We start from the raw sequence: 12731 nt of genomic DNA, 5'->3' as shown, positions 1-12731 counted from the left end.
TCAGACTTTTTCGACTGTGGGACGGCCGAGCAGGCCGGTCGGCATGAAGATCAGCACCACGATCAGGATCGAGAACGCGGCGACGTCCTTGTACTCGACGGAGAAGTAGGCCGACCACATCGTCTCGATCAGGCCGATCGAGAGCCCGCCGAGCATCGCGCCGGGCAGCGAGCCGATGCCGCCGAGCACGGCCGCGGTGAAGGCCTTGATGCCGGCGACGAAGCCCATGAAGAAATCGACCAGGCCGTAATAGAGCAGGTACATCATGCCGGCGACGGCGGCCAGGGCTGCCCCGATCACGAAGGTCATCGAGATGGTGCGGTCGACGTCGACGCCGAGCAGCGAGGCCATGGTCTGGTCCTGCTCGCAGGCGCGCATGTCGCGGCCGAGCCGGGTGCGCGACACGATCCAGGTGAACATCGCGAGCAGCACCACCGTGGTGATGACGACGACGATCTGGATGTTGGAGAGCTGCACCGCAAAACCCGACGCTCCCTCGTGCAGCGTGTAGCCGCCGGTGATGATCGGCGGCACCGGCTTGACCCGCGCGCCCTGCGACACCTGCGAGAAGTTGGTCAGCACGAACGACATGCCGATCGCCGACAGCATCGGTGCGAGGCGGAACGAATGCCGCAAGGGCCGGTAGGCGATCCGCTCGATGGTCCAGCCATAAAGCGCCGTGATCGCCATCGAGACCAGCAGCACGATCAGCAGGATCACCGGGATCGCGGTGAGGCCGAGCGACACCAGGATGAGGAACGTGATCAGGGCGATGAAGCCGCCGATCATGAAGATGTCGCCATGGGCGAAGTTGATCATGCCGACGATGCCGTAGACCATCGTGTAGCCGATGGCGATCAGGCCGTAGATCGAACCGAGCACGAGGCCGTTGATCAGTTGCTGCGCGAAATAATCCATGCACTGCCGCTGTTAGAGACAAGAAACGCGGCGAGGCCCCCGGTAGCCCTGACCGACTGTCGGGTGGATTTCTAACAGCGGGAACTGAAGGCGGCAACAGCGACCGACTGCAACCAAGGTGGCTGTACACGAGTTGTTTGGCCGGTTCCGGATGATGACGCGGCCGATATGACGTTGTTGCGGGCAGGGTGCCTGCGTTCCGGGCAGTGCGATGCCGCGCGGATTATCTTTGTGATGGCTTGCGACCGCACCGCACCATTGCGCCGCTTCCGCCGGCGATGCCGTCAGGTTCCAGACGTCACCCTTGCGGTGGGCGCTGCCGCAGTTTGACCGCCGAAGCGCCCAAGGTTCCCATCGAACCAAGTGCCGATCTCCCGGTTATCTCCTCACTGTGTTCAACAAGGGAGATACCCGAATGAGCAATCAGAACCAGAACCCGGGCCAGCAGAACCAGAAGCCCGGTCAGAAGCCCGATCAGCAGCAGCAGGGCGGCGGCCAAAAGCCCGGCCAGCAGCAGCAGGATCCGAGCCGTCAGGGCCAAAAGCCGGAGAAGGATCGCTAGTTCGGATACGAGATCAGCGTAGCCGAGACAGAAGGGTCTCGCCGCAAGGCGGGGCCCTTCTTTTTGGCTCGTTTTGGCAGCGTAACGACCGTCCCCAACCAATGCCCAGGCCGTTAAGGTAAACAAAGGGTTTAAATTGCCCCAGGCAGTTGAACGGCGTTAGCTCCCCGTTAACCGCTGCCCGCTCCGAGGGCCGCGGCAGCGTGGGAAGCGTCATGTCCAGCAATTGGCGGATCAGTTCATTCAACGGCGCGCTGCTCGCGGCCTATTTCATTCCGGTCTGGACCATCATCGCCTTGAACATCATGGTGTCGCCGATCCACGGGCTTTATGAGCGGCCGAGCGTGGCGATCGCGCTGTACGCCAGCGACTATCTGCAGCTTTCCAAGATCGCGACCGTTCGGCTCGCCTGGCTGCTCGCGCTGGCGCGGATCACGGTGGTGGCGTTCTTCGCGGTCTTCCTCGCCATGATGGCCCGTCCGTCGGCGCGGAAGAGCGGCGGCGGCTGTGACGAAGCACTCGCCGTAGCGCTGTGCTTCGGCAGCGTGATCAGCTTTGCCAGCATGCTGATGGCCTCGAAGGTCGGCGAGATCCAGGCGTTGCGCATGCACGCCGCCGAGCTCTTGATGCTGCTCGGCACCGCGATCGTGATGCTGGTCGAGCAGCCGGCCAAGCCTGCTGCCAAGAAGCCTGCCGTCACAGCGCCGGTTGTCGAAGCAGACGCACCGGCCGGCGAGCTATCCCTTCAGCAGCCCTAGCTCGGCAACGATCGCGCCGGCTTCCTTGACGGCGTGGTTGGCCGCCGGGACGCCGCAATAGATCGCCTGCTGCAGCAGGATTTCCTTGACGTCGTCCGGCGTGAAGCCGCCTTCAGTAAGCGCCGCGCGCACATGCAGGCGGAATTCGTCCCACTGGCCGAGCGCGACCATGGTGCCGATCACAAGCACGCGCCGCGTGCGGTGATCGAAATGCGGCCGCGTCCAGATCTCGCCCCACGCATAGCGCGTGATCAGGTCCTGGAAGTCGGTGTTGAACGCGTTGCGGTTCTTGATCGACTTGTCGACCCATTCATCGCCCAGCACCTCGCGGCGCTGCGCCATGCCGTCGTCGCGGCGATGATTGTCGTCCATGAAGTTTTCCTTCCACTCGGTGTCGTGCCGCGGCGGCCGATCTTCGGCTTGCATTCAGGTAACACTTGTGTTACCTGAATGGCGTGCTCGAAATTCGCTATTACGTCGCCGACGATGGTCGCCAACCTTTCGCGGATTGGTTTGCGGATGTCGAGCCCATCGCCCGGGCCAAAGTGGCTCGCGCGATCGCCCGCATGGAGCAGGGTAACCTGTCCAACGTCAAATCTGTCGGCGCCGGCGTGCTGGAATATCGCCTCGACTTTGGGCCGGGATACCGCATCTACTTTGGCCGGGACGGCGACACGCTCGTGATCTTGCTGACGGGCGGAACGAAGCGGCGTCAGCAGCGGGATATCGATGAGGCCCTGATCTATTGGCGGGATTACAAGAACAAGGCGCGCCAACGGCGTTGAATGGAGACGGATGATGGCAAGGACCAAGAGCTTCAAGGAGCTTGTGCAAGGGCAGGTCAAGAACGATCGGAAGTTCGCCGAGGCGCTTCTGCGTGAGGGCGTCGATGCCATGCTGTCGGGCGATGTGGAGACGGGAAAGACGATCCTTCGCGATTACATCAAGGCAACAGTCGGCTTCGAAAAGCTCGCGGCGGCGACCGCCACGCCGCCGAAGAGTCTGATCCGCATGTTCGGTCCTCGCGGCAACCCACAAGCCAAAAATTTGTTCGGTGTGATCGGCTACCTGCAGAAGCAGGCGGGAGTACAGCTTCACGTCGCGCTACGCTGAGGGAATCGTAGCCCGGATTTCGCTTCGCTCCATCCGGGCTACGACGCTGTTCGGGTTAGCGTTGCGTCAGGAAGCCGACCACGGCGTCGGTGAAGGCGTGCGACTGCTCGATGTTGGAAATGTGCGCGGCGTCGAGCAGCGTCATGCTGGCGCCGGGAATGCCGCTGCGGATCATCTCCGCCGCCGACACCGGCGTCGCCATGTCCTGCCGTCCCGCGATCACCAATGTCGGGCTCTTGATCTGGGGCAGCAGCGCGCGCTGGTCGAGTGTGGAGAGCGCCTCGCAGCAGGCGAGATAGCCCTGCACAGGGGAGGCCAGCAGCATCGCCTTCATGTTGGCTGCGATCTGCGGCTCGTGCTCACGGAAATCCGCCGTGAGCCAGCCTGCGATCACGGTGTCGGCGACGGCGGCGATGCCGCCTTCCTTCACCGCCTTGATGCGGTTCAGCCAGTTGGTCGGATCGGGATAGTAGCAGGCGGTGTTGGCGAGGATCAGCTTGCCGAACCGCTCAGGTGCGTTGGTGCCGAGCCATTGCCCGACCATGCCGCCCATCGACAGGCCGCACCAGTGTGTCTTCTCGATGTTGAGGTCGTCGAGGATCGCGAGCACGTCGCGGCCGAACCGCTCCATCGAATAGGGACCGGGCGGCACGCCGGATTTGCCATGGCCGCGGCGGTCGTAGCGGATGACGCGGAAGACCTGCGTGAGCGCGCGCATCTGCGGCTCCCACATTTGCAGGGTGCAGCCGAGCGAATTCGACAGCATCAGCGTCGGTCCGCCGTCGCGGCCCTCCACCTGGACGTTGAGCAGGCACCCGTCGGCGTCGATCATTGGCATCGAACAATACTCCGGTCGATTATGTCTCGTTGAGGGAGGCGAGTAGCCGGTCGATCAGCGCTTGCGAAGCGCCCTGATAGGCCATCGGCTCGAACAGTTCTGCGATTCTCTTGGCGTCGAGATGCGCGGTGACCTTTGCATCCGCGCTCAGCACGTTGCGCAGGTGCTTCTTCCCGGCGACAGCGGTCTTGCTGGCGGCCTCGATCAAATGATGCGCGCCGCTCTTGCCGATCTTCTCAGCCAGCGCCATCGTCACGGCCTCGGCCATGATCAGCCCGCCGGTGGCGTCGAGATTGACGCGCATGCGCGCCACATCGACCTCCAGCCCCTCGGCGAGATCGACGATGGCGGTGAGCGCGCCCGAGGTGACCAGCATCAGGGTCGGCAGCGTCGGCCATTCCGCGTGCCAGGGGCCGGCGCTGCGCTCGTGGTCCTGTATCTGTGCGGCAAAGATCGTCGCGGCGAGATTGGGCGCCATGGTCGCGGCGCCAAGCGCGCTCGCCGCCGCCACCGGATTGCGCTTGTGCGGCATGGTGGACGAGCCGCCGCGGCCGACGCCTGCCGGCTCGAAGGCTTCGCCAACATCGGTCTGCATCATCAGCGAGACGTCGCGCGCGATCTTGCCGCAACTGCCGGCAAGGATTGCAAACACCGACGCCGCCTCAGCGATCCGGTCGCGATGGGTGTGCCAGGGAGCATCGGGCAGCGGCAGGTCCAGCTCTTTGGCGAGCTGCTCGGCAACGGCGAGTCCGTTATCGCCGAGCGCGGCCAGCGTTCCGGCAGCACCGCCGAATTGCAGTGCGAGCGTCTCGCGGCGCAGGCGATGCAATCGCTTGCGCGAGCGATGCAATGCCGCGGCATATTCGGCGAGCTTCAATCCGAACGGCATCGGCAGCGCGTGCTGCAGCCAGGTGCGCGCCACCACCGCGGTGTCGCGGTGCGCACGCGCGAGCTTGGCAAAGCCCGTGACAGCGCGATCGGTATCGGCAAGCAGCGCGTCGATCCCGGCGCGCATTGTCAGCATGGTCGCAGTGTCGATCACGTCCTGGCTGGTGGCGCCCCAATGCACGTAGCGGGCGGCGTCGGCATCGGCCTTCGCGACATCGGCGGTCAACGCCTTGACCAGGGGGATTGCCAGATTGCCCGACCGGGTGGCGGCCTCCGCCAGGTCCGCGCGGTCGAATGATTCGGCCCTGCAGGCGGCGCCGATCGGCCCCGCGGCAGAGGCAGGGATCACGCCGCAGGCGGCCTCGGCGCGGGCCAGTGCTGCCTCGAAATCCAGCATGTTCTGCAGCGTGGCGGCGTCGTCGCACACCGCGCGCATCGCGGCGCTCGACAGCATCGGCGCAAGCAGGGGAGAGAGGGCTGTGCTCATGTCGCGCGACCTAACCATTCCGGCGCGGCGATGCCAATGCCAACAGACGGTTTGTCGCCATTTTCACCCACATGGCCGATTGCGCGATTTCGTGAACCGGGCAGCGGTCTTGCTGCGGTTGCGAATATGCATCGCTCATCCTCCGAAGGTGGCCTTTCCTTTGCGCATCAGCTGCTTTACTTGGGGATGCAGGTTTAGCGATGTTTGGAGGTCCCTCATGGCCATGACAATGAACGGCGAAGTGCAGCTTGCGGCGGCGCGCCAGGCCGTCTGGGACAAGCTCAACGACCCCGAGGTGCTGAAGGCCTGCATTCCCGGCTGCGAGGAACTGGAGAAGACCGACGACCACGGCTTCCGCGCCACCGCCAAGATGAAGGTCGGGCCGGTCTCGGCCCGCTTCAAGGGCAAGGTCACGTTGAGCGATCTCGATCCGCCCAATGGCTACAGGATCTCCGGCGAGGGCGAGGGCGGGGTCGCCGGCTTCGCCAAGGGCGGCGCCACCGTCGGGCTGTCAGACAAGGACGGCGGCACGCTGTTGAGCTACAACGTGGAGGCGCAGATCGGCGGCAAGCTCGCCCAGCTCGGCCAGCGCCTGATCAACGGCAGCGCCAAGAAACTCGCCGACGAATTCTTTGCCAATTTCGCCAAGGCTGTGCAGGGGTAGAGCCGGTGCAGGGTTAGCCCTGCCACGGCCCGTGCCGTATCCGGCCATGTCCTGGATGAGTGGCTCGAAAGGTTGCTCATTGCCGGGCCGGCCCATATTATGCCGTCTGGAACGATTTTAAACCGCCTGTTCTGCCGATATGCGGCAGTGCAGATAAGAGAGTGCTGATGGCCAAGATTTCAATGATCGTGAACGGCAACCCCGTGAACGCCAACGTCGACCCCCGTACCCTTCTGGTTCAGTTTCTGCGCGAAAACCTGCGGCTGACGGGTACGCATGTCGGCTGCGACACCTCGCAGTGCGGCGCCTGCGTCGTGCACCTCGACGGCAAGGCAGTGAAGTCCTGCACCACGCTTGCGGTGATGGCCGACGGTCACGAGGTCAGGACCATCGAAGGGCTGGCTGCCGATGGTGCGCCGCTGCATCCGATGCAGGAGGCGTTCCGCGAGCATCACGGCCTGCAGTGCGGCTTCTGCACGCCAGGCATGATCATGACCGCGGTCGATTTGGTCCATCGCAAGGGCCACGAGCTCTCCGACGAGGTGATCCGCGAGGAGCTGGAAGGCAATTTGTGCCGCTGCACCGGCTATCAGAACATCGTCGCTTCGATCTCGGCCGGCGCCAAGGCGATGGCCAAGTCGGACCTCGCTTAGAGTCGGACCTCGCCTAACCATTTCATCGCGCTCCAGCGATCAGGACATTCCCAGGATACTTCAATGTACGAATTCAAATATCACCGTCCGGAGACCGTGCGGCAGGCCGCCAATCTTCTGGTGAAGAACGAGGACGCCAAGCTGATCGCCGGCGGCCACACGCTGGTGCCGGTCATGAAGCAGCGGCTGGCAAGCCCGCCGCATCTGGTCGACCTCTCCCACATCGAAGGCCTCAACGGCATCGAGATGAAGGGCCGCTCGCTGGTGATCGGCGCCACCGCCAAGCATGCCGAGGTCGCCAACTCCGCCATCGTCGGCGAGGCGATCCCGGCGCTTGCCGAGCTGGCCGGCATGATCGGCGATCCCGCCGTACGTCATCGCGGCACCATCGGCGGCTCGCTCGCCAACAATGATCCGACCGCGGACTATCCGGCCGCGGTGCTGGCGCTGGACGCCACCATCGTCACCAACAAGCGCCGCCTGAAGGCCGAGGAATACTTCCAGGGCCTGTTCACGACAGCGCTCGAGGCTGACGAGATCATCACCAAAGTGATGTTCCCGCTGCCGAAGAAGGCGGCCTATGTGAAATTCCGCAACCAGGCCTCGCGTTATGCGTTGGTCGGCGTGTTCGTGGCCAAGCGTCCGTCTGATGTCCGCGTCGCGGTGACCGGCGCGGGCTCCGACGGCGTGTTCCGGGTGACCTCGTTCGAGGAGGCGCTGAAGAAGCGGTTCTCGCACAAGGTGCTCGACGGGCTGACCGTTCCGGCCGACGGCCTGAACAGCGACCTGCACGGCAGCGCCGAATATCGTGCGCATCTGATCGGCGTCCTGGCGCGCAGGGCCGTGGAAGCGGCGACGGCCAAAGGCTGATCCAAGGGCTGATCGGCGTCAATTTGCGAACTCCTGCTTCAAGATCGGCTATCCAATGAGTGCATCGGCGTTACCCACTTCCGTCGATGCCATGCTGGAGCTGTTGACCTCGCGCGGCTATCTCGCGGAGCGGTCACTGGCGACGGTGACGTATCTGGCGCTGCGCATGGGGCGTCCGCTGTTTCTGGAGGGCGAGGCCGGCGTCGGCAAGACCGAGATCGCAAAAGTCTTGTCGGCGGCGCTCGGGCGCAAGCTGATCCGGCTGCAATGCTATGAGGGCCTCGACGTCGCCTCTGCCGTCTATGAGTGGAGCAGCGCCGCGCAGATGATCGCGATCCGGCTGGCGGAAGCCTCCGGCGATACCGATCGCGACCAGCTTGCCAGCGATATTTTCGCCGAACGTTTCCTGATCAAGCGGCCGCTGTTGCAGGCGCTCGAGCCTGACGTTGCCGGGCCGCCGGTGCTCTTGATCGACGAGCTCGACCGCGCCGACGAGGCGTTTGAGGCGTATCTGCTGGAAATCCTCAGCGACTTCCAGGTGACGATCCCCGAGCTTGGCACCGTGAAGGCGCCGGCGCCGCCAATCGTGATCATCACCTCCAACCGCACCCGCGAGATCCACGATGCGCTGAAGCGCCGCTGTCTCTATCACTGGGTGGATTACCCCTCCGCGGAGCGCGAGCTGGCGATCGTCAAGGCGCGGGTGCCGGATATTTCCGCAAAATTGTCGCAGCAGGTCGTGCGCTTCGTGCAGGCGCTGCGCAACCAGGATTTCTACAAGTCGCCGGGCGTGGCCGAGACCATCGACTGGGCGACCGCGCTCTCCGAGCTCGACGCCCGCTCGCTGACGCCGCAGGTGGTCGGCGACACGCTGGGCGCGCTCTTGAAGTACCAGGACGATATCGCGCGGCTCCAGGGCGAAAGCTTGCAGAAGGCATTGAAGGACGCGACGAGCGAGACGTAGGTCGTGCCCGTTACAACAACGTTCGTCATTCCGGGGCGCGCCCTTGGCGCGAGCCCGGAATCCATCGGGCCGCGTTGGTGTTGAAAAATGGATTCCGGGTTCACGCTTCGCGTGCCCCGGAATGACAGGGCTATAAACGATGGCGATCAATCACCTTGCGCCTCCGACCGGCCACATGGCCGACAACGTGGTCGGCTTTGCCCGCGCGTTGCGGGCGGCCGGGCTTCCTGTCGGCCCGGGCTCGGTGATCGACGCGCTCAATGCGATCCAGCTGATCGAGGTCGGCAACCGGGCCGAACTGTTCACCACGCTGGAGTCGATCTTCGTCAAGCGCCATGAGCACGCACTGATCTTCCGCCAGGCTTTTGATCTGTTCTTCCGCGCCGCCGAGGAGTGGAAGAGCATGCTGGATTCGGTGCCGCTGCCCGATCACGCCAAGAAGAAGCCGCCGCCGGCCTCGCGCCGGGTCCAGGAGGCGATGGCGCAGCCCGCGATGCGCGAGGAGCGGCCGCAGGCCCAGGAGCAGGAGCTGAAACTCTCGGTCTCCGACAAGGAGGTGCTGCAGAAGAAGGACTTTGCGCAGATGACCGCGGCGGAGATCGCCGAGGTCGTCAGAGAGATCGCAATGATGCGGCTGCCGCAGGCCGAGCTCAGGACCCGCCGCTACCAGCCGGAAGTGCGAGGGCTGCGGCTCGACATGCGCCGCACCCTGCGCGCCTCGTTGCGCACCGGCGGCGAGATCATCGATATCCGCAAGCTCGGCCGGATCGAGAAGCCGGCGCCGATCGTGGCGCTGCTCGACATCTCCGGCTCGATGAGCGAGTACACAAGGCTGTTCCTGCACTTCCTGCATGCCATCACCGATGCCCGCAAGCGCGTCTCGGTGTTCCTGTTCGGCACAAGGCTGACCAATGTGACACGCGCGTTGCGGCAGCGTGATCCCGATGAAGCGCTGGCGCACTGCTCGTCCTCGGTCGAGGATTGGGCCGGCGGAACGCGGATCGCGACCTCGCTGCATACGTTCAACCAGCTCTGGGCCCGCCGCGTGCTCGGGCAGGGCGCCATCGTGCTCCTTATATCCGATGGACTAGAACGGGAGGCGGATGCCAAACTGGCCTTCGAGATGGACCGGCTGCATAGGTCTTGCCGCCGCCTGATCTGGCTTAATCCGCTGCTGCGCTACTCTGGTTTCGAGGCCAAGGCGCAGGGCATCAAAATGATGTTGCCCCACGTTGACGAATTCCGCCCGGTGCATAATTTGACGTCTATCAAGGGGTTGATTGAGGCGCTGTCGTCCCCGCCGCCGGTGCACCACCGCAGCCTGATCCGTTCCGTAGCCTGAGGGAGGCTTAAATGCTGAACCGTGACGAAGACATCCTTCAGGCCGCTGAGACCTGGCAGAGCCAGGGCCATGGCGTGGCGCTTGCCACGGTGGTCGAGACCTGGGGCTCGGCGCCACGGCCGGCCGGCTCGAGCCTCGTCATCAATGACGACGGCACCTTCCTGGGGAGCGTCTCCGGCGGTTGCGTCGAGGGCGCCGTCGTCACCGAGGCGCTCGACGTGATTTCGAGCGGCCAGTCCAAGATGCTCGAATTCGGCGTCGCCGACGAGACCGCCTGGAATGTCGGCCTGTCCTGCGGCGGCACCATCCGGGTCTTCGTCGAGAAGGTCGGCTAGCCGTGAAACTCGAAACCCTGAAACAATTGAACGCCGAGCGCGCCGCGCGCCGCCCGGTCATCGTCGTCACCGACACCGCAAATGGCGAGCAACGCCTGGTGAAGGCGAACGACATCGCCGCCGATCCGCTTCGCGCCGAGCTGTCAAAGCAGTTGCGGATGGGCAAGAGCGGCAATGTCGAGGCGGCTGGCCGGAAGCTGTTCCTCAACGTCTACGCGCCGACCGCAAAGCTCGTGATCATCGGCGCGGTCCATATCAGCCAGGCCCTGGCGCCGCTGGCGCGCTCGCTCGACTACGATGTCACGGTGGTCGATCCGCGCACGGCGTTTGCCAGCCCCGAGCGCTTTCCCGACGTGCCGCTGGTCGCGGAATGGCCCGATGTCGCGCTGCCGCCGCTCAATGTCGATCACTACACGGCCTTCGTCGCGGTGACCCACGATCCCAAGATCGACGACCCGGCGCTGCTGCACGCCTTCGACCGCGACTGCTTCTATATCGGCGCGCTCGGCTCGCGGAAGACCCACGCCAAGCGCGGCGAGCGGCTGCGGGCGCTGGGCGCCAAGGACAGCGACATCGCGCGCATCCACGCACCGATCGGCCTCGATATCGGCGCGGTGTCACCGTCGGAGATTGCGGTGTCGATCATGGCCGAGATCACCGCGCAATTGCGTTTGCCTCCGAAAGAAAAAGAAGAAGCGGCATGAAGTTCGGTCCCGCCAGTCCGGCCGACGCGATTGGCGGCGTCACCGTGCACACGCTCCGCCAGGGCGCGCTGGTGCTCAAAAAGGGCACCACGATCGGCCCTGAGGAAGTCGAGGCGTTGACCAAGGCTGGCGTCAAGGACGTGGTCGTGGTGCGGCTGGAGCAGGGCGACGTCTCGGAGGACGTCGCGGCCGCCAGCATCGCGCAGGCGGTCGCGGGCGAGGGCGTCAATGTCGAGCGCGCCTTCACCGGCCGCGCCAATCTGTTTGCGGCGCGCCCCGGCGTGCTCGTCGTCGATCGCGCCGCGGTCGATCGCATCAACGGTGTCGACGAAGCCATCACCTTTGCGACGCTCGCAGCGTTCAAGCCCGTCGTCGAAGGCGAGATGATCGCGACCGTCAAGCTGATCCCGTTCGGCGTGGAAGGGAAGTTGCGCGACGCCGCCGTTGCGGTCGCAGGCCGCGACACGCTGCGGATCGCGCCCTACACCATCAAGAAGGTCGGCGTGGTCTCGACATTGTTGCCGGGACTGGCGCCAAAGGTGATCGACAAGACGCTGCGCGTCACCGCGGAGCGGCTGGCGCCGGCCGGAGCTGTCATCATCGCCGAGCGCCGCGTGCCGCATGACGAGACCGTGCTGGCGGCCTCGATCAAGGAATTGCTCGCGCTTGGCGCCGAGCTGGTCATCGTGTTCGGCGCCTCCGCGATCGCCGACCGCCGCGACGTGATCCCGGCGGCCATCACCGAGATCGGCGGCGCCATCGAGCATTTCGGCATGCCGGTCGATCCCGGCAATTTGCTCTTGATCGGCAGCGCCGGCGGCGTGCCGGTGCTGGGCGCCCCGGGCTGCGCGCGCTCGCCGGTCGAGAACGGGTTTGACTGGGTGCTGATGCGGCTGCTCGCCGGCATCAAGGTCTCGCGGTCAGACCTCACCGGCATGGGCGTCGGCGGCCTCTTGATGGAGATCGTGACAAGGCCGCAGCCGCGCACCGTTCCCGACATCGAGGGCAACCGCAACGTCGCAGCGATCGTGCTCGCCGCCGGGCGCTCGACCCGGATGGGCGGCCCCAACAAGTTGCTCGCCGAACTCGACGGCAAGAAGCTGGTGCGAACAGTCACCGAGCAGGTACTGGCGTCGAAGGCCTCGGAGGTGATCGTCGTCACCGGGCATCAGGCCGATCTCATCGAGCAGGCGCTGAAGGGCCTCAAGGTGAAATTCGCGCGCAATCCGGATTTTGCCGGCGGGCTTGCCAGCTCGGTGAAAGCGGGCATCGCGGCGGTCTCGGACAAGACCGATGGCGCTATCGTCTGTCTCGGCGACATGCCGCTGATTTCATCCGCGTTGATCGACCGCCTGATCGAGGCCTTTGAGCCCGACCGCGGTCATCTGATCACAGTGCCCGTCAACGACGGCAAACGCGGCAATCCGGTGCTGTGGTCGCGGCGCTTCTTCCGGGAATTGATGACGCTCGACGGCGATATCGGCGCCCGCCACCTGATCGCCAGGCACGCCGAGGCGGTCGCCGAAGTCCCGGTCGAAGGCCATGGCGCCTTCCTCGACATCGACACCCCGCAGGCGCTGGAAGCGGCACGGCGGGGCTAATTGTCGTCCCGGCGAAGGCCGGGACCCATACGCC

16 protein-coding genes are annotated in these 12731 nt (G+C 65.0%); 12 read left to right on the top strand and 4 right to left on the bottom strand.

Going from position 1 to position 12731, the window contains the following annotated elements; translation table 11 throughout:
* Positions 1–918, bottom strand: coding sequence for an ABC transporter permease subunit (locus tag UP09_RS27435; protein WP_044541465.1), 918 nt, complete (start codon positions 916–918; stop codon positions 1–3).
* Positions 919–1333: 415 nt separating this feature from the next.
* Between UP09_RS27435 and UP09_RS38215 the strand changes: the two genes are divergently transcribed.
* Both UP09_RS38215 and UP09_RS27430 read left to right on the top strand, forming a co-directional pair.
* A complete protein-coding gene (locus UP09_RS38215; protein WP_197082749.1) occupies positions 1334–1480 on the top strand; it encodes a hypothetical protein in 147 nt (48 codons plus the stop codon).
* Between the two features lie 215 nt (positions 1481–1695).
* A complete protein-coding gene (locus tag UP09_RS27430) occupies positions 1696–2238 on the top strand; it encodes a hypothetical protein (protein WP_044541464.1) in 543 nt (180 codons plus the stop codon).
* On the opposite strand, the gene UP09_RS27425 is transcribed toward UP09_RS27430, so the two are convergent.
* The gene (locus UP09_RS27425) at positions 2218–2610 is read right to left on the bottom strand and encodes a carboxymuconolactone decarboxylase family protein (protein WP_044541647.1); all 393 of its coding nucleotides are present in this window, start codon (positions 2608–2610) and stop codon (positions 2218–2220) included. The two genes, UP09_RS27430 and UP09_RS27425, sit on opposite strands and share 21 nt — an antisense overlap.
* A gap of 65 nt (positions 2611–2675) precedes the next feature.
* Here UP09_RS27425 and UP09_RS27420 point away from each other — a divergent pair, with 65 nt between their 5' ends.
* Positions 2676–3023, top strand: a complete 348-nt coding sequence (locus UP09_RS27420) for a type II toxin-antitoxin system RelE/ParE family toxin (protein ID WP_245302241.1) — start codon at positions 2676–2678, stop codon at positions 3021–3023.
* 13 nt (positions 3024–3036) lie between these two features.
* The gene (locus UP09_RS27415; RefSeq protein WP_044541645.1) at positions 3037–3351 is read left to right on the top strand and encodes a hypothetical protein; all 315 of its coding nucleotides are present in this window, start codon (positions 3037–3039) and stop codon (positions 3349–3351) included.
* Positions 3352–3406: 55 nt separating this feature from the next.
* Here UP09_RS27415 and pcaD read toward each other — a convergent pair whose 3' ends face one another.
* On the bottom strand, positions 3407–4189 hold the full coding sequence (gene pcaD, locus UP09_RS27410; protein WP_044541463.1) for a 3-oxoadipate enol-lactonase: 783 nt from the start codon (positions 4187–4189) through the stop codon (positions 3407–3409).
* A 19-nt stretch (positions 4190–4208) separates the two neighbouring features.
* Positions 4209–5564 (bottom strand): 3-carboxy-cis,cis-muconate cycloisomerase, encoded by a 1356-nt coding sequence (locus UP09_RS27405; protein WP_044541462.1) that lies wholly within the window; start codon positions 5562–5564, stop codon positions 4209–4211.
* A 217-nt stretch (positions 5565–5781) separates the two neighbouring features.
* On the opposite strand from UP09_RS27405, the gene UP09_RS27400 reads away from it, so the two are divergent.
* From UP09_RS27400 to UP09_RS27365, 8 genes are all read left to right on the top strand, one after another.
* Positions 5782–6228 carry an SRPBCC family protein gene (locus tag UP09_RS27400; protein ID WP_044541461.1) on the top strand — a complete coding sequence of 149 codons (447 nt, stop codon included), beginning with the start codon at positions 5782–5784 and terminating at the stop codon, positions 6226–6228.
* A 167-nt stretch (positions 6229–6395) separates the two neighbouring features.
* Positions 6396–6881, top strand: coding sequence for a (2Fe-2S)-binding protein (locus UP09_RS27395; RefSeq protein ID WP_044541460.1), 486 nt, complete (start codon positions 6396–6398; stop codon positions 6879–6881).
* A 63-nt stretch (positions 6882–6944) separates the two neighbouring features.
* Positions 6945–7751 (top strand): FAD binding domain-containing protein, encoded by an 807-nt coding sequence (locus tag UP09_RS27390; RefSeq protein ID WP_044541459.1) that lies wholly within the window; start codon positions 6945–6947, stop codon positions 7749–7751.
* Positions 7752–7806: 55 nt separating this feature from the next.
* A complete protein-coding gene (locus UP09_RS27385) occupies positions 7807–8715 on the top strand; it encodes an AAA family ATPase (protein WP_044541458.1) in 909 nt (302 codons plus the stop codon).
* A gap of 139 nt (positions 8716–8854) precedes the next feature.
* On the top strand, positions 8855–10057 hold the full coding sequence (locus tag UP09_RS27380) for a vWA domain-containing protein (RefSeq protein ID WP_044541457.1): 1203 nt from the start codon (positions 8855–8857) through the stop codon (positions 10055–10057).
* Between the two features lie 11 nt (positions 10058–10068).
* Positions 10069–10392, top strand: coding sequence for an XdhC family protein (locus tag UP09_RS27375; protein ID WP_044541456.1), 324 nt, complete (start codon positions 10069–10071; stop codon positions 10390–10392).
* A 2-nt stretch (positions 10393–10394) separates the two neighbouring features.
* Positions 10395–11096: an XdhC family protein gene (locus UP09_RS27370; protein ID WP_044541455.1), complete on the top strand. Its 702-nt coding sequence runs from the start codon at positions 10395–10397 to the stop codon at positions 11094–11096.
* Positions 11093–12697 carry an NTP transferase domain-containing protein gene (locus UP09_RS27365; protein ID WP_044541454.1) on the top strand — a complete coding sequence of 535 codons (1605 nt, stop codon included), beginning with the start codon at positions 11093–11095 and terminating at the stop codon, positions 12695–12697. The genes UP09_RS27370 and UP09_RS27365 overlap by 4 nt, the downstream gene beginning before the upstream one ends.
* The last annotated feature ends 34 nt before the right edge of the window (positions 12698–12731 follow it).

Source organism: Bradyrhizobium sp. LTSP885 (assembly GCF_000938305.1).
In the GTDB taxonomy this organism is placed as follows: Bacteria; Pseudomonadota; Alphaproteobacteria; order Rhizobiales; family Xanthobacteraceae; genus Bradyrhizobium.
This window is presented reverse-complemented; position numbering and strand designations above follow the sequence as displayed.